General features: G+C 60.9%; 14 protein-coding genes and 1 pseudogene. 11 read left to right on the top strand and 4 right to left on the bottom strand.

Going from position 1 to position 15,777, the window contains the following annotated elements; genetic code table 11:
* Positions 1-42 precede the first annotated feature (42 nt).
* The 3 genes from N2A98_RS23095 to N2A98_RS23085 are packed head-to-tail and all read left to right on the top strand — an operon-like array spanning position 43 to position 3,733.
* Positions 43-567: a (2Fe-2S)-binding protein gene (locus tag N2A98_RS23095; RefSeq protein WP_044268836.1), complete on the top strand. Its 525-nt coding sequence runs from the start codon at positions 43-45 to the stop codon at positions 565-567.
* Positions 564-1,553, top strand: a complete 990-nt coding sequence (locus N2A98_RS23090) for a xanthine dehydrogenase family protein subunit M (RefSeq protein ID WP_020301733.1) — start codon at positions 564-566, stop codon at positions 1,551-1,553. Before N2A98_RS23095 ends, N2A98_RS23090 begins: the two co-directional genes overlap by 4 nt.
* Positions 1,550-3,733 (top strand): xanthine dehydrogenase family protein molybdopterin-binding subunit, encoded by a 2,184-nt coding sequence (locus tag N2A98_RS23085; protein ID WP_275622691.1) that lies wholly within the window; start codon positions 1,550-1,552, stop codon positions 3,731-3,733. The genes N2A98_RS23090 and N2A98_RS23085 overlap by 4 nt, the downstream gene beginning before the upstream one ends.
* 127 nt (positions 3,734-3,860) lie before the next feature.
* On the opposite strand, the gene N2A98_RS23080 is transcribed toward N2A98_RS23085, so the two are convergent.
* Positions 3,861-5,099, bottom strand: a complete 1,239-nt coding sequence (locus N2A98_RS23080) for an MFS transporter (protein WP_161904017.1) — start codon at positions 5,097-5,099, stop codon at positions 3,861-3,863.
* Positions 5,100-5,415: 316 nt separating this feature from the next.
* On the opposite strand from N2A98_RS23080, the gene N2A98_RS23075 reads away from it, so the two are divergent.
* From N2A98_RS23075 to N2A98_RS23060, 4 genes and pseudogenes are all read left to right on the top strand, one after another.
* A complete protein-coding gene (locus tag N2A98_RS23075) occupies positions 5,416-6,855 on the top strand; it encodes a cytochrome ubiquinol oxidase subunit I (RefSeq protein WP_275622690.1) in 1,440 nt (479 codons plus the stop codon).
* Position 6,856: 1 nt separating this feature from the next.
* A complete protein-coding gene (gene cydB / locus N2A98_RS23070; RefSeq protein ID WP_275622689.1) occupies positions 6,857-7,864 on the top strand; it encodes a cytochrome d ubiquinol oxidase subunit II in 1,008 nt (335 codons plus the stop codon).
* Positions 7,865-7,876: 12 nt separating this feature from the next.
* Positions 7,877-8,041, top strand: a complete 165-nt coding sequence (locus N2A98_RS23065; RefSeq protein ID WP_003194328.1) for a DUF2474 domain-containing protein — start codon at positions 7,877-7,879, stop codon at positions 8,039-8,041.
* Between the two features lie 28 nt (positions 8,042-8,069).
* A pseudogene (locus tag N2A98_RS23060) lies at positions 8,070-8,159 on the top strand (outer membrane lipoprotein carrier protein LolA); the annotation flags it as partial.
* Between the two features lie 12 nt (positions 8,160-8,171).
* Here N2A98_RS23060 and N2A98_RS23055 read toward each other — a convergent pair.
* Entirely contained in the window at positions 8,172-9,296 is a 1,125-nt protein-coding gene (locus tag N2A98_RS23055; protein ID WP_275622688.1) for a class I SAM-dependent methyltransferase, read from the bottom strand.
* Between the two features lie 140 nt (positions 9,297-9,436).
* Entirely contained in the window at positions 9,437-10,147 is a 711-nt protein-coding gene (locus N2A98_RS23050) for a LuxR family transcriptional regulator (RefSeq protein WP_044268823.1), read from the bottom strand.
* Between the two features lie 445 nt (positions 10,148-10,592).
* Here N2A98_RS23050 and N2A98_RS23045 point away from each other — a divergent pair, with 445 nt between their 5' ends.
* Positions 10,593-11,369 carry a ferredoxin--NADP reductase gene (locus N2A98_RS23045; protein WP_056792028.1) on the top strand — a complete coding sequence of 259 codons (777 nt, stop codon included), beginning with the start codon at positions 10,593-10,595 and terminating at the stop codon, positions 11,367-11,369.
* A 41-nt stretch (positions 11,370-11,410) separates the two neighbouring features.
* Here the strand turns inward: N2A98_RS23045 and mscL are convergent, their stop codons facing one another.
* The gene (gene mscL, locus N2A98_RS23040) at positions 11,411-11,827 is read right to left on the bottom strand and encodes a large-conductance mechanosensitive channel protein MscL (RefSeq protein ID WP_003194320.1); all 417 of its coding nucleotides are present in this window, start codon (positions 11,825-11,827) and stop codon (positions 11,411-11,413) included.
* A 287-nt stretch (positions 11,828-12,114) separates the two neighbouring features.
* On the opposite strand from mscL, the gene katB reads away from it, so the two are divergent.
* From katB to radA, 3 genes are read left to right on the top strand one after another with little or no spacing between them, the layout of a single operon-like run.
* The gene (gene katB, locus N2A98_RS23035) at positions 12,115-13,656 is read left to right on the top strand and encodes a catalase KatB (protein ID WP_275622687.1); all 1,542 of its coding nucleotides are present in this window, start codon (positions 12,115-12,117) and stop codon (positions 13,654-13,656) included.
* A 57-nt stretch (positions 13,657-13,713) separates the two neighbouring features.
* Positions 13,714-14,253 (top strand): ankyrin repeat domain-containing protein, encoded by a 540-nt coding sequence (locus N2A98_RS23030; RefSeq protein ID WP_032895235.1) that lies wholly within the window; start codon positions 13,714-13,716, stop codon positions 14,251-14,253.
* Positions 14,254-14,288: 35 nt separating this feature from the next.
* Positions 14,289-15,656: a DNA repair protein RadA gene (gene radA / locus N2A98_RS23025; RefSeq protein ID WP_003194313.1), complete on the top strand. Its 1,368-nt coding sequence runs from the start codon at positions 14,289-14,291 to the stop codon at positions 15,654-15,656.
* The last annotated feature ends 121 nt before the right edge of the window (positions 15,657-15,777 follow it).

Raw genomic sequence — 15,777 nt, 5'->3', positions numbered from 1 at the left:
TTTCCTGAACGCCGCGGACGTACACCAACCCGTGAGGTGTTTATGAGCGCGACCCCCAATGGCGCGGCGGCCCAGCCGTTCGTCGCCCACCCGATACGCCTGACACTCAACGGCCAGGCTCGCCAACTGAACGTGTTGCCCTGGACCACCTTGCTGGACTTGCTGCGTGAGCAGTTGGACCTGGTGGGCAGCAAAAAGGGCTGCGACCACGGCCAGTGCGGCGCCTGCACCGTGTTGCGTGACGGCAAACGCGTGAATGCCTGCCTGACCCTGGCGGTGATGTGCGACGGCGCCGAGTTGACCACCATCGAAGGCCTGGCCGACGGCGACCAACTGCACCCCATGCAACAGGCCTTTATCCAGCACGACGCGTTCCAGTGCGGCTATTGCACGCCGGGCCAGATCTGTTCCGCCATAGGCTTGGTCAATGAAGGCCGCGCAAACGACCGTGCGCAGATCCAAGAGCTGATGAGCGGCAACCTGTGCCGCTGCGGTGCCTACAACAATATCCGCGATGCCATCGAAGACGCGCTGCCGGCCTGCCGTCGCCAGGGAGGTGAGTCATGAACCCCTTCCACTACAGCAGGCCGACCGATGTGCAGCAGGCCGTGCAGATGAGCAGCGCCGCCTCGCGCTTTATCGCCGGTGGCACCAACCTGCTGGACCTGATGAAAGAAAACATCAGCCATCCCGAGCACCTGATCGACATCACCGGCTTGCCGCTGCATGACATTCAAGAGACCGCCGAGGGTGGCCTGCGTATCGGTGCGCTGGTGAGCAACGCCGACCTGGCTTGGCACCCGCTGATCGAACAGCGTTACCCGTTGTTGTCCCAGGCCATCCTCGCCGGGGCGTCGCCGCAGTTGCGCAACATGGCCAGTACCGGCGGCAACCTGTTGCAGCGCACCCGTTGCTATTACTTCTACGACGCCGCGGTGCCGTGCAACAAGCGCCAGCCCGGCAGTGGCTGCCCGGCGCGCAACGGCTTGAACCGTATCCATGCGATCCTCGGCGCCAGTGAACAGTGCGTGGCCACCCATCCTTCGGACATGTGCGTGGCCCTGGCGGCGCTGGCGGCGCGGGTGCATGTAGAAGGACGCGGCGGCGCGCGGGTGATCGAGTTCGCCGACTTCCATCGCTTGCCAGGCGATGCGCCGCAACGTGACAACCAATTGGCCGACGATGAGCTGATCACCGCGATTGAACTGCCCGCCGATCACCTGGCCCGCCACAGCCATTACCTGAAGATCCGCGACCGTGCCTCCTATGCCTTCGCCTTGGTGTCGGTGGCTGCCGCCTTGGAGCTGGACGGCGATGAAATCATCGACGCCCGCCTGGCCTTGGGCGGTGTGGCCCATAAACCCTGGCGTGACCGCGCAGTGGAAGCCTTGCTGATCGGCCGCACGGTCAGCCGCGAAACCTTCAGCGCCGCCGCCGACGCCCTGCTGCAAGACGCCGAACCGTTGGAACACAATGGCTTCAAGGTCAAGCTGGCCCGGCGCGCAATCATTCGTGCCCTGAGCGACGCCGCCGTCGCAGGAGAACAGCCATGAGCGCTATCGGCAAACCCCTGGACCGCGTCGACGGTCTGCTCAAGGTCACCGGCCAAGCGCGCTACGCCGGTGAATTTCCCGAGGACGGCCTGCTGCATGGCAGCGTGGTGTCGAGTTCGATCGCCAAAGGCCGGGTGGTGCGCATCGATGCGTCCAAGGCGTTGGCGTTGCCGGGTGTAGTGGACGTGATCCATCACCTCAACCGGCCGAACATCGCCAGCTACGATGAGGCGTTCGCTGATGCCGATGCGGCCGATGGCTCGCCCTTTCGCCCGCTGTATAACGACCGCGTGCTCTACAGCGGCCAGCCCCTGGCCCTGGTGATCGCCGATAACCTTGAACTGGCGCGGCATGCCGGCTCACTGGTGCAGATCGACTACGCACCCGAAGCCTTCGAAACCAACCTGCTCACCCAGCAAGCGGCGGCGCACCCGTCGCCCCAGAGCCCACCCAAACCGCGAGGCAACTTCGAGGCTGAATGGGTCGGTGCTGCAATCAGTCTGGACCTGCACTACAGCACGCCCATCGAGCATCACAATCCGATGGAGCCCCACGCCAGCACCGTGCTGTATCAGCCCGACGGCAGCCTGCATATTCACGACAAGACCCAAGGCCCGCAGAACTGCCAGGCCTATGTGCAAAAAGTCTTCGGCTTGGATAAGAGCCAGGTGCGCATCTTTGCCGCTTTCGTCGGTGGCGCCTTCGGTTCGGGCCTGCGCCCGCAATACCAATTGCCGCTCGCGGTGATGGCGGCCATGGCGCTCAAGCGCTCGGTGCGCGTCACCCTGACGCGCCAGCAGATGTTCACCTTCGGCTATCGCCCGCGCACCTTGCAGCGTTTGCAGATGGGCGCCGCCGCCAATGGGCGCTTGCTGGCGCTGGGGCATACCGCGATTGGCCAGACGTCGCGCTTCGAGGATTTCAGCGAGCACGTGGTGGAGTGGAGCGGCATGCTCTATCACTGCGACAACGTGCAACTGACCTACAAGCTGGCGCCGTTGGACGTGTTTACCCCACTGGACATGCGCGCCCCCGGTGCGGCACTGGGTGTGATCGGCCTGGAATGTGCCATGGACGAACTGGCCTGCGCCCTGGCCATCGATCCGGTGCAATTGCGCCTGATCAACTACGCCGAACGTAACCAGAACGAAGACAAACCCTGGTCGAGCAAGGCCCTGCGCGAGTGCTACAGCGAAGGCGCCGAACGCTTCGGCTGGAGCCAGCGCAACCCGGAACCGCGCAGCATGCGCGACGGCCGCCAGTTGATCGGCTGGGGCATGGCCGGCGGCGTGTGGGAAGCCATGCAGATGAAGGCCAGCGCCAAGGCGCGCCTCGATGCCGAGGGCACGCTCACCGTCAGCAGCGCCACCACCGACATTGGCACCGGCACCTATACCGTGATGACCCAGATCGCCGCCCACGCCAGTGGCGTGGCGATGGCCGACGTGCGCTTTGTGCTGGGCGATTCGTCGTTGCCCACTGCGCCGTTGCAGGGCGGCTCGTTTACCGTCTCGTCTGTCGGCACTGCCGTGCAGCAAGCGTGCGAAGCGCTGAATGCCAAGTTGCTGGAGATCGCCCGGCAGACTTACCCGGTATTCAAGGAGGCCGATTCAGTTCGGTTTGAAGACGGCCAGCTACACAGCGGTGACGTGAGCGTGTCGTTGGCGCAATTGGTCAAGGACAGCGGTGAAGAGGCCCTGGAGGTACAGGTCGACAGCCAGCCCGACAAGAAGCGCGAGGGTTATGCCAGCGCTACTCACTCGGCGGTGTTCGTCGAAGTGCGGGTGGATGAAGACCTTGGCACCATCAAGGTCAGCCGTGTGGTCAGCGCCATTGCCGCCGGACGCGTGGTCAACCCCAAGATGGCCCGCAGCCAGATCCTCGGCGGCGTGGTATGGGGCATTGGCATGGCCCTGCATGAAGAGACCCAGGTCGACCACCAACTGGGACGCTACATGAACCACAGCCTGGCCGAATACCACATCCCGGTTAACGCCGATATCGGCGAGATTGACGTGCTGTTTGTCGAAGAACACGACGAGGTGGTCAATGCGCTGGGTTCCAAGGGCGTAGGGGAGATCGGTATTGTCGGCGTGGCGGCGGCGGTGGCGAATGCGATTCACCATGCCACCGGCAAGCGGGTGCGGGAGTTTCCGATTACCTTGGATAAGGTGCTTTAAAATGTGGGAGCGGGCTTGCTCGCGAATGCGGTGGTTCAGTCAGTGATGTACTGAATGACACACTGCATTCGCGAGCAAGCCCGCTCTCACATTGACTGTATTCCAACCTCAGGTCGGGCGGTGACGCCTATAACTTGGTTTCTTCCACCGGCACATGCATGCGATCCCGGTTAGCCAGGGTCGGGAACAGCTTGATCCACACCCCAGTCACCACCAGCGTGCCAACCCCGCCCATCACCACCGCAGGCACGGTGCCAAACCAGTGGGCGGTTATCCCGGATTCGAACTCGCCCAATTGATTCGAGGCGCCGATAAACAGGCCATTGACCGCACTCACCCGCCCGCGCATTTCATCAGGCGTTTCCAACTGCACGAACGACGCACGGATCACCATGCTGATCATGTCCGCCGCGCCCAGTACCACCAGCACCGCCAGGGAAAACCAGAACGAGGTCGACAGGCCGAAGGCAATGGTTGCTACGCCAAACACGCCGACGGCGGTGAACATCACGCGGCCCACCTGGCGGTCGACCGAAAAGCGCGCCAGCCACAGTGACATCAGCAACGCGCCCACGGCCGGCGCCGACCGCAGCAGGCCCAGGCCCCAGGCGCCGGTCAGCAAGATGTCCTTGGCGAACACCGGCAACAGCGCGGTGGCGCCGCCCAGCAGCACGGCAAACAGGTCCAGGGAGATGGCGCCGAGAATGTCCGGGCGGCTGCGGATAAAGCGAATGCCGGCCAGCAGCGAGTCCATGGTGGCCTTGGCTTTGTTCAGCGGGGTCTGGCGTGCGGGCAGGTTCAGGGTCAGCACGCAGGCGATCAGGTACAGCGCCACGGTGGGGCCGTACACCCACACGCTGCCAAACGCGTAAAGCAGGCCGCCCAGGGCCGGTGCGACGATGGTCGCCAGTTGCTGGGCCGATTGCGAAGCCGCCACGGCGCGGGGGAACAGCGCGCTGGGCACGATGCTCGGCAACAGCGCCTGGGTGGTGGGCATTTCAAATGAACGGGCGGCGCCCAGCAGGAAGGCGAGGATAAAGATCATCTCACGGGTCACGTTGCCGGTCAGGCCACCGATGGCCAGGGTCAAAGCAATCAGCGCCTGCAAGGTCTGGCAGATGGCCGCGACCCGGCGGCGCTCATAGCGATCCGCCACGTGCCCGGTGTGCAGCATGAACAGCACGCGCGGTATGAATTCCACCAGGCCGACCAGGCCCAGGTCCAGCACATTGCCGGTCAGTTGGTAGAGGTTCCAGCCGATCGCCACGGTGAGCATCTGGAAACCGCTGGCGGTAAAGATCCGCGCCAGCCAGAACGCGATGAAAGGGCGGTGGTGACGTAACAGCAACGCAGGTTCACTGGGCATCGGCAATCAGGTCGGCAACGGGAGAAGGGCGAGATTAGCATCAAGCTGTAACAAATAGTTGCAAGAACTGAGCTGAGGCAAGCTGTCACGCGGCAAAAGACCACACAGTCCTACAGCAAAAATGGGACTACTCTTTCAACGATGCTTGATCCAGATCAAAACCTGCCCCGGGATTGTTCTGGTGGTCGAAAGGCCAGATTCCCCACGCGATGGGTAATAAAAGAAACGAATTGAAATTCGCCACACTCCATATCCGTGGGGGCAGTGGGTGCAGGCTCCCAGCCAGCAGCCGGTATTACCTGACAGAGGAAGACTTATGTTCGGTTTGGAGGCGCTAGATCTCGCCCGAATTCAATTCGCGTTCACCATCTCATTCCACATCCTGTTCCCGGCGATCACCATCGGCCTGGCCAGTTACCTTGCGGTGCTGGAGGGCTTGTGGCTCAAGACTCATAACGATACTTACCGTGACCTCTACCATTTCTGGTCGAAGATCTTTGCCGTCAACTTCGGCATGGGCGTGGTATCGGGCCTGGTCATGGCCTACCAGTTCGGCACCAACTGGAGCCGGTTCTCGGACTTCGCCGGCTCTGTCACCGGGCCGTTGCTGACGTACGAAGTGCTCACGGCCTTCTTCCTCGAGGCCGGTTTCCTGGGCGTGATGTTGTTCGGCTGGAACAAGGTGGGGCGCAAGCTGCACTTCTTCGCCACGGTGATGGTGGCCGTGGGTACGTTGATCTCCACGTTCTGGATTCTTGCCTCCAACAGCTGGATGCAGACGCCCCAGGGCTTTGAAATCATCGATGGCCGCGTGATCCCGACCGACTGGCTGGCAGTGATCTTCAACCCGTCGTTCCCCTACCGCCTGATGCACATGGCCACGGCTGCTTTTGTTGCCACGGCGTTCTTCGTCGGCTCGTCGGCGGCCTGGCATTTGCTGCGCGGCAAGGACAGCCCGGCGATCCGCAAAATGCTCTCGATGGCGATGTGGATGGCGCTGATCGTTGCGCCCATCCAGGCAGTGATTGGCGACTTCCACGGCCTCAATACCCTCAAGCATCAGCCGGCCAAGATCGCCGCGATTGAAGGTCACTGGGAAAATATCGGCAACGAGCCCACGCCGCTGATCCTGTTCGGCTGGCCGGACATGAAAGCCGAGAAAACCAAATACGCGGTCGAGATTCCGTATCTGGGCAGCCTGATCCTGACTCACTCCCTGGACAAGCAGGTGCCGGCGCTCAAGGAGTTCCCGCCTGAAGACCGTCCCAACTCGACCATTGTGTTCTGGTCGTTCCGGGTCATGGTCGGCCTGGGGTTCCTGATGATCTTCACCGGTCTGTTCAGCCTGTGGCTGCGCCGGGGCGACAAGATGTACACGTCCAAGCCGTTCCTGTACCTGGCGTTGTGGATGGGCCCATCTGGCCTGATTGCGATTCTGGCCGGTTGGTTCACCACCGAAATCGGTCGCCAGCCCTGGGTGGTCTACGGGTTGATGCGCACGGCGGATGCCTCCTCCGGGCATAGCCTGACGCAGATGACCATTACCCTGGTGTTGTTCGTGGTGGTGTACTTCGCGTTGTTCGGCGCGGGCCTGGGCTACATGATGCGCCTGGTGCGCAAAGGCCCCGTGACCCACGACAGTACCGAGCCGGCGCATGGTGGCCCTGGCCAGAAACGCACCCCGGCACGTCCGTTGTCTGCTGCCGACGATGGCAGTGATAACGACCACGACCACATCCAGCACAAGGGGAATTGAGATGGGTATTGATCTTCCGCTGATCTGGGCCGTGATCATCATCTTCGGCATCATGATGTACGTGGTCATGGACGGCTTCGACCTGGGGATCGGCATTCTTTTCCCGTTTATCCCGGGCAAAGTCGACCGTGACGTGATGATGAACACCGTGGCGCCCGTATGGGACGGCAACGAAACCTGGCTGGTACTTGGCGGCGCGGCGTTATTCGGCGCGTTCCCGCTGGCCTATTCGGTGGTGTTGTCGGCGCTGTACCTGCCGCTGATCCTGATGCTGATCGGGCTGATCTTCCGCGGCGTGGCCTTTGAGTTCCGCTTCAAGGCCAAGGACCACAAGCGTCACCTGTGGGACAAGGCGTTTATTGGCGGCTCGCTGGCGGCGACCTTCTTTCAGGGCGTGGCGTTGGGCGCCTTTATTGACGGTATTCCGGTGGTCGACCGCCAGTTCGCCGGCGGCTCACTGGACTGGCTCACGCCGTTCACGATGTTCTGCGGCGTGGCGCTGATCGTGGCGTATGCCTTGCTCGGCTGCACCTGGCTGATCATGAAGACCGAAGGCAAGTTGCAGGAGCAGATGCACAACCTGGCGCGGCCTTTGGCCTTTGTAGTGTTGGCGGTGATCGGCATCGTCAGCATCTGGACGCCGCTGACCCACCCGGAAATCGCCTCGCGCTGGTTTACCCTGCCGAATCTGTTCTGGTTCCTGCCGGTGCCGATCCTGGTGCTGATCACCATGTACGGGCTGATCCGCGCCGTGGCACGTAACGCGCACTACACGCCGTTCCTGTTGACGCTGGTGCTGATTTTCCTCGGCTACAGCGGCCTGGGGATCAGCCTGTGGCCGAACATCATCCCGCCGTCCGTGTCGATCTGGGATGCCGCCGCGCCGCCGCAAAGCCAGGGCTTCATGCTGGTGGGCACGCTGTTCATCATCCCGTTCATCCTGGGCTACACCTTCTGGAGCTACTACGTGTTCCGCGGCAAGGTCACCCACGAAGACGGCTATCACTAGGAGGGTTGAAACATGTCCAAACCTTCGTTACACGAGATTGAACAGGCCGAGAAGCAGCCGCTGTGGCGCCGGCTTGGGTGGCTGGCGATGATCTGGACCGGCAGCGTGCTGGCCCTGTTCGTGGTGGCCAGCCTGATGCGCATGTTCATGAATGCGGCAGGCCTGAGCACCCACTGACACCCATACCAATAATGTAGGAGCGAGCTTGCTCGCGAAAAACGTCAACGATAACGCGGGGTGCCTGGCGCCCCGCGGTATTCTCAGGTTTTTCGCGAGCAAGCTCGCTCCTACAATAAGCAGGGATTTTTTATTTTCGCGCTTTGAGGATGACGAACTTGGGCGTGGCGGCTACTTGCTCTACGCCACGGAACAGCCGCGCCAGCTTGCTGTGGTAGCCCAGGTGACGATTACCGACGATGTACAAGGCGCCACCGACCACCAGCGCTTCGCGTGCCTGCTGGAACATGCGCCAGGCGAGGAAGTCACCGACCACTTGTTGTTGGTGGAACGGTGGGTTGCACAGCACCACGTCCAGCGACTGCGGCTCCTGGCCGGCCAGGCCGTCGCCGGCATGCACGGTGACGTCCCGTTCACCCAAGGCGGCCTGCCAGTTTTCGGCGGCTGATTGCACCGCCATGTACGACTCATCCACCAAGGTGTAATGCGCATCGGGGTTGTGCAGGGCGCTGGCAATTGCCAGTACGCCGTTGCCGCAACCCAGGTCCGCCACGCGGGCGCTGCCCAGGTTTTTTGGCAGGTGTGGCAGGAAGGCGCGGGTGCCGATGTCAAGGCCTTCGCGGCAAAACACGTTGGCGTGGTTGCGCAACTCGATGACGGGCGCGTCCAGGGTATAGCGGGTTGGGTAGGGCGAAACCGCAGCAGGGCGCTGCTCGACGCTGGCGATCAACAGCCGCGCTTTTTTGACCGCCAATGAGGCGTGCATGGGGCCGATGTAACGCTCCAGCAATTCTCCCGCAGCCCGGGGCAAATGCTTGACCATCGCACCTGCGATCACCTCGGCGCCGGGCGCCAGTTGCCCTTGCAGGCGGATCAGTTGTTCTTCCAGCAACGCCAGGGTTTTCGGCACGCGGATCAATACGCGATCGAATGGCCCGGTCGCAAGCTGGCTGGCCGGTATGAAGGGCACGGCATCAAAGGGTTTGCCGTTGCGCACCAGATTTTTTTCCAGGCCCTGAGCCGCGAGGAACGAGTCACCGCTGGAGGTCACCTGCACCTGGCCGTGAAGGCTGGCCGCCAGGGCGCCGAAGCTGTCATTGAGGACCAGCACGCGGGTGGCGGCAGTGGGCTGTTGCGCGGCGAGGTGGCTGAGCAGGTATTCGTCGGCGGCATCGAAGGCTTGCAGCGGATCATTGTGTTGCTCTGGCTGACGAATCAGGTCGAGCTGGGCGAAAGGGCTGTCAAGCAGGGGCATGGCGGGGCAAGGCTCTGGGTAATCGACGGACCGTCTGAGTGAACGGCGGGGCAACCATGGGAAGCGCACCCTCAACACTCAGAATTGGCCGTAAATGTTACGTTTTTTTCAACGCGATGACATGCGGTGTTTTGCGTAGGCTAAAACAGCCCGGCTTTAGCGGCGCGCAGCACCGCCTGGATCTTGTTGTGCACGCCCAGCTTCTTGAAGGTACTGCTGATATGAAAGCCTACCGTGCGTTCGGACAGGCAAAGAATCGCGGCAATCTCGGAGGCCGTCTTGCCCATCGCGGACCACTTGAGAATTTCCGTTTCCCGGGCGGTCAATTTGCTGGGCGCTTTGATGTCGGGCGCGTCGGCGTACTTCTGCGCGACGACCGCATGCATCGCATGGCAAAGCCACAACACCTGGCCGGCTTTTTCGTAAAGCTCTTCAGGGCTGACCTCGCCCTTGCTGCGAACCAGGGTCAGCATGCTGAACACACCTTGGAAATCATGCACGGCTTGGGTCCAGCCTAAATGCACCCCGCATGACTGGGCCAACTCCCACAGCTGGGGCGTGTTGGCAAAGGTTTTTGGTTCCCAGAGAATGGGCAATACCGAACTTTTGCAGTGGGTTACAACGGGGTCTACATCGAAGTAGTGTGCTTGTTTATAAATGTGGCTCCATTCGTTTGGATAGTTATTGAATAGAATGGGTTTTGTTTGAGTGTCTTGTGACTGGGAGCTCATCGTAAAAGAGCAATATTCGAAACCCAGCTCATAGGTGTGGTTAATCACCATCTCAAACACACTGGTGATTTCACTCTCGCCTTCCAGCTTGGGCAGCCGGGTGTTATGCCAATTGACCATCGGTGACTCTCCATAGGTTTCTGTGTGACTTGGGTACGTCCTGATCTCCCAATGCAACTCGAAAACAAGTGTAGGGGAAGTCCTACAACTGAGTCTGAAAAATATTTTACTTACAGGGTTTGTTTCGCACGCCGGTTTTGTACAAGGCTTGGAGTTTTGTATAAGGGCACTTGGCAGCGAAAGTTTTTCAACGTTTTTAATGTCTTAAAAACAGTATCAAAATGATGTCGTTGTAAGTGCTGTTTCATCTAGTGAGGTGTTCGGGGTGCATTAATAGCCAAATAATTAGTTCCACTGAGGCGCCCATGGTGTAGCCCCTGGCTGGCTCAAAAACGCGCGCGCCAGCTGCGCGAGCCTTCAGCGATTGCAAAGCCAGTATCAATCATCGGTGTTTGCGCGGTCTGTTTTGAGGGACACTAACGGCCTGTGCAAAACGGAGCCCCCCATGACGGCCAGTGCTGAGAAATTTACCCGCCAGACCCTGCTCGATGTGCAATCGCTGACCCCCAGCCTGTTCACCTTGCGCACCACCCGCGATGCCGGTTTTCGTTTTACCGCCGGCCAGTTTGTGCGCCTGGGCGTTACCAAGGCGGATGGCAGCACCGTGTGGCGAGCCTATTCCATCGTGTCTTCGCCGTTTGACGAGCATCTGGATTTCTTTTCCATCGTGGTCCCCGGTGGTGAGTTCACCAGTGAACTGAGCCGCCTGAAGGTGGGCGATACCTTGCTGGTAGAGCGCCAGGCCACGGGTTTTCTGACCCTTAACCGCTTTGTCGACGGGCGCGACCTGTGGTTGCTGGGAACCGGTACGGGCATTGCGCCGTTCCTGTCGATCCTGCAGGACTTCGAAGCCTGGGAAAAATTCGAGCGCATCATCCTGGTGTACAGCGCCCGGGAAGCCAAGGAACTGGCCTACCAGTCGCTGATCAACACGCTGGGTGAGCGTGAGTACCTGGCCGACTACGCCCACAAGCTCACCTACATTCCCATCGTTACCCGCGAGTTGCATCCGGGCGCGTTGAACGGGCGTATTACGGCCCTGATCGAAAATGGCGAATTGGAGCGGGCCGCCGGCGTGGAGCTGACGGCGCAGGATTCGCGCGTACTGATTTGCGGCAACCCGCAGATGGTCGATGACACGCGCCAGTTGCTCAAGCAGCGGGACATGCAACTGAGCCTGAGCCGACGGCCTGGCCAGGTGGCGGTAGAAAACTACTGGTAGAAAAAAGGCGCCTTACGAGGCGCCTTTTTTGCATCCGCAGGTTAAAGCGGCTTGTTGTTCTGTGCCTTGAGCAGATCGCGGATCTCGCCCAGCAGCACTTCTTCCTTGCTCGGCGTCGGCGGCAGGCTTGGGGCCACGGCCTCTTCGCGCTTGAGACGGTTGATCGCCTTCACGCCCATGAAGATTGCAAACGCGACGATCACAAAGTCGATAATGCTCTGGATGAACTTGCCGTACGCCAGCACAACCGCGGGGACATCGCCCTGTGCTGCCTTGAGCGTGATGGCCAGATCGGCAAAGTCCACGCCACCGATCAGCAGGCCGATGGGAGGCATTATCACGTCGCCTACAAATGAGGAAACAATCTTGCCGAAGGCAGCACCGATGATGATACCGACGGCCATGTCGACCACATTACCTTTGACCGCGAAGGCCTTGAACTCACTGATCACGCCCATAGGTTATTCCTTGTTACAGTTGAGGAGGGTGGAGGTCAGTGTAATTAAGTCGAACAGCGCTTGCTCGACACAACTGTTAACACTGTCGATTTTTATCGACACATTAAATCGCAAATAGTTTGCAAAGTGCCATCAATCGCGCGCGAATTACCGGCTATTTCAGCGAGTTACCAGATTTTTTTCTTAATCGGGCCTGTGGTGTTTTTCTATTTATCTTCTGACTCGCAGGTCACTAGCCTCTGGCAAGCACAACTGAATGTGCATTAAAAAAACCAGAGGAAACCTCGATGAACACTCCAATCAGCCGCAGGCCCGTGTCGGCGCGCCACGCGCTGGCCCTGGTGACCGCCAGCCTGCTTTCCCTCTCTGTGCAAGCCGCCAACCTGACCCGCGATAACGGGGCCAACGTCGGTGATAACCAGAACTCCCAGACCGCCGGCGCCAATGGCCCGGTGTTGCTGCAGGATGTGCAACTGATCCAGAAGCTGCAGCGCTTCGACCGTGAACGCATCCCGGAGCGCGTGGTGCACGCGCGCGGCACGGGCGCCCATGGCACCTTCACCGTGACCGACAACCTCAGCGACCTGACCAAGGCCAAGGTATTCGCCGCCGGTGAAACCACGCCGGTGTTCGTGCGCTTCTCGGCTGTGGTGCATGGCAACCACTCCCCGGAAACCCTGCGCGACCCACGGGGCTTCGCTACCAAGTTCTATACCGCCGAAGGTAACTGGGACCTGGTCGGTAATAACTTCCCCACGTTCTTTATTCGCGATGCCATCAAGTTCCCGGACATGGTCCATGCCTTTAAACCGGACCCGCGCACTAACCTGGACGATGACTCGCGGCGTTTCGACTTCTTCTCCCATGTTCCAGAGTCCACTCGTACACTGACCGAGTTGTACTCGGACTCCGGCACCCCAGCCAGTTACCGCGAAATGGACGGCAATGGCGTACATGCCTACAAGTTGATTAACACTAAAGGTGAAGTGCACTACGTCAAGTTCCATTGGAAGAGCCTGCAGGGCATCAAGAACCTTGATCCCAAGCAAGTTACCGAAGTGCAGGGGCGTGACTACAGCCATATGACCAACGACCTGGTCACGCACATCAACAAAGGCGACTTCCCCAAGTGGGACTTGTATGTGCAGGTGCTCAAGCCTGAAGACCTGGCCAAGTTTGATTTCGACCCACTGGATGCCACCAAGATCTGGCCAAATGTGCCCGAGCGCAAAGTCGGGCAAATGGTGCTGAACCGCAACCCGGCCAATGTGTTCCAGGAAACCGAGCAAGTGGCGATGGCCCCGGCCAACCTGGTACCGGGTATCGAGCCGTCGGAAGACCGCTTGCTGCAAGGCCGGGTGTTCTCCTACGCCGATACGCAGATGTACCGCCTGGGCGCGAACGCCCTGCAACTGCCGATCAACGCTCCACGGGTCACCGTCAACAACGGCAACCAGGACGGCGCGATGAACTTCGGCAAGACCACCACCGGCGTGAACTACCAGCCAAGCCGGCTGTTGCCACGCGAAGAGCCGCAAACCGCGCGCTACAGCCAGGCGCCGCTGGCGGGCAGCACCCAGCAGGCGAAGATCCAGCGCGAGCAGAACTTCAAACAGGCCGGTGACCTGTACCGTTCCTACACCAAGAAAGAGCGCGAGGACTTGATCAACAACTTCGGCGGCTCATTGGCCACCACCGATGACGAGAGCAAGCACATCATCCTGTCGTTCCTCTACAAGGCGGATCCGGAATACGGCACCGGCGTGGCCAAGGTCGCCAAGGGCGATCTGGCTCGCGTGAAAGCGCTGGCGGAAAAACTGACTGACTGATTCGTTGGTTGCGGTCGGCGCCTTCACGGGCGTCGACCTTTGGCAGGAGAACACCCTATGCGCATCTCTATCGGTTTACTGATGGCCATGCTGGCCTTCGCTGCCCATGCCGAGTCCCCCGACCCGGTGGCGCTCAAGGCGCAGTTGCAGGACTACTATTTCGACGCCGCCCGTCGTGGCGACCTCGACATGCTCAACACCTTCATTGAGTCCGGCTACGGTCTCAATACCCAGGACGACAAGGGCTACACCGCGTTGATCCTGGCTGCCTATCACGGCCAGGGCCCGTATGTGGAGCGTCTGCTCGATGCCGGCGCCGACGCCTGTGTGCAGGATAAGCGCGGCAACACAGCGTTGATGGGCGCCATCTTCAAAGGCGAGCTGAAAATCGCCCAGCGCCTGTTGGCCACCGACTGTAACCCTGACCAACGCAACGGCGCAGGGCAGACCGCCGCCATGTACGCCGGGCTGTTCAAGCGCGTCGAGTTGCTGGGGGCGCTGCAAGCCAAAGGCGCCGACCTGAACGCCGAAGACCCCGTCGGTAACAGCGCTTCACGTTTGGCTAATGGCGAAATCCGGACCCCAGCGTCGCGCTGAGCTATCATCGCGGTTTTTCGGTTGGAGGTTCTCATATGGCAAAGGCCAAGCGCATGTACGGCTGCACGGAGTGCGGCGCGACCTTTCCCAAATGGGCGGGCCAGTGCTCCGAATGCGGCGCGTGGAACACCCTGACTGAAACCATGATCGAGAGCGGCGGTGCCGCAGCCCCCACCGGCCGTGCCGGCTGGACCGGGCAACAGGCGCAGATCAAGACCCTGGCCGAAGTCAGCGTCGAAGAGATCCCGCGTTTTTCCACTGCCTCCGGCGAGCTGGACCGGGTACTGGGCGGCGGCCTGGTGGACGGCTCGGTGGTGCTGATCGGCGGTGACCCAGGCATCGGCAAGTCCACGATCCTGCTGCAAACCCTGTGCAGCATCGCCAGCCGCATGCCTGCGCTGTATGTCACCGGCGAAGAGTCCCAGCAGCAAGTGGCCATGCGCGCCCGGCGCTTGGGCTTGCCTCAGGATCAGTTGCGGGTGATGACCGAAACCTGCATCGAAAGCATCATCGCCACGGCGCGCATCGAAAAGCCCAAAGTCATGGTCATTGACTCGATCCAGACGATTTTCACTGAACAACTGCAATCGGCACCCGGCGGCGTGTCTCAAGTGCGCGAAAGCGCGGCGCTGCTGGTGCGTTACGCCAAGCAGAGCGGCACGGCGATCTTCCTGGTCGGCCACGTCACCAAGGAAGGCGCACTGGCCGGGCCACGGGTGTTGGAACACATGGTCGACACCGTGCTGTATTTCGAAGGGGAGTCCGACGGTCGCCTGCGCCTGCTGCGGGCGGTGAAGAACCGCTTTGGCGCCGTCAACGAACTGGGTGTGTTTGCCATGACTGACCGGGGGCTGAAAGAAGTCTCGAACCCCTCGGCGATTTTTCTCACCCGCGCCCAGGAAGAAGTCCCAGGCAGTGTGGTGATGGCGACGTGGGAAGGCACCCGGCCGATGCTGGTGGAAGTCCAGGCGCTGGTGGATGACAGCCATTTGGCCAACCCACGGCGCGTCACCCTGGGCCTGGACCAGAACCGCTTGGCGATGTTGCTGGCGGTGCTGCACCGGCATGGCGGCATTCCGACTCACGATCAGGATGTGTTCCTCAACGTGGTGGGCGGGGTCAAGGTGCTGGAGACCGCGTCCGACCTGGCGTTGATGGCGGCGGTGATGTCCAGCCTGCGTAACCGGCCGTTGCCCCATGACTTGCTGGTGTTTGGCGAGGTGGGGTTGTCGGGCGAAGTGCGCCCGGTGCCGAGTGGGCAGGAGCGCTTGAAGGAGGCGGCCAAGCATGGCTTCAAACGGGCGATTGTGCCCAAGGGCAATGCGCCGAAGGAGGCGCCGCCGGGGTTGCAGATTATTGCTGTGACACGCTTAGAACAGGCGTTGGATGCGCTGTTCGAATAATCCGCAACACTGCTGAACCCCTGTGGGAGCTGGCTTGCCTGCGATAGCGGCGGGTCAGCTTACCCATCCTTGTCTGATACACCGCCATCGCAGGCAAGCCAGCTCCCACCCTTGATTCATG

This window comes from Pseudomonas sp. FJ2-5-13 (assembly GCF_029201605.1).
GTDB lineage: Bacteria > Pseudomonadota > Gammaproteobacteria > Pseudomonadales > Pseudomonadaceae > Aquipseudomonas > Aquipseudomonas lactis.
This window is presented reverse-complemented; position numbering and strand designations above follow the sequence as displayed.

Coding starts and splice junctions, on each gene's coding strand:
- N2A98_RS23095 (WP_044268836.1), top strand. CDS start 43: ATGAGCGCGACCCCCAATGGCGCGGCGGCCCAGCCGTTCGTCGCCCAC.
- N2A98_RS23090 (WP_020301733.1), top strand. CDS start 564: ATGAACCCCTTCCACTACAGCAGGCCGACCGATGTGCAGCAGGCCGTG.
- N2A98_RS23085 (WP_275622691.1), top strand. CDS start 1,550: ATGAGCGCTATCGGCAAACCCCTGGACCGCGTCGACGGTCTGCTCAAG.
- N2A98_RS23080 (WP_161904017.1), bottom strand. CDS start 5,099: ATGCCCAGTGAACCTGCGTTGCTGTTACGTCACCACCGCCCTTTCATC.
- N2A98_RS23075 (WP_275622690.1), top strand. CDS start 5,416: ATGTTCGGTTTGGAGGCGCTAGATCTCGCCCGAATTCAATTCGCGTTC.
- cydB (WP_275622689.1), top strand. CDS start 6,857: ATGGGTATTGATCTTCCGCTGATCTGGGCCGTGATCATCATCTTCGGC.
- N2A98_RS23065 (WP_003194328.1), top strand. CDS start 7,877: ATGTCCAAACCTTCGTTACACGAGATTGAACAGGCCGAGAAGCAGCCG.
- N2A98_RS23055 (WP_275622688.1), bottom strand. CDS start 9,296: ATGCCCCTGCTTGACAGCCCTTTCGCCCAGCTCGACCTGATTCGTCAG.
- N2A98_RS23050 (WP_044268823.1), bottom strand. CDS start 10,147: ATGGTCAATTGGCATAACACCCGGCTGCCCAAGCTGGAAGGCGAGAGT.
- N2A98_RS23045 (WP_056792028.1), top strand. CDS start 10,593: ATGACGGCCAGTGCTGAGAAATTTACCCGCCAGACCCTGCTCGATGTG.
- mscL (WP_003194320.1), bottom strand. CDS start 11,827: ATGGGCGTGATCAGTGAGTTCAAGGCCTTCGCGGTCAAAGGTAATGTG.
- katB (WP_275622687.1), top strand. CDS start 12,115: ATGAACACTCCAATCAGCCGCAGGCCCGTGTCGGCGCGCCACGCGCTG.
- N2A98_RS23030 (WP_032895235.1), top strand. CDS start 13,714: ATGCGCATCTCTATCGGTTTACTGATGGCCATGCTGGCCTTCGCTGCC.
- radA (WP_003194313.1), top strand. CDS start 14,289: ATGGCAAAGGCCAAGCGCATGTACGGCTGCACGGAGTGCGGCGCGACC.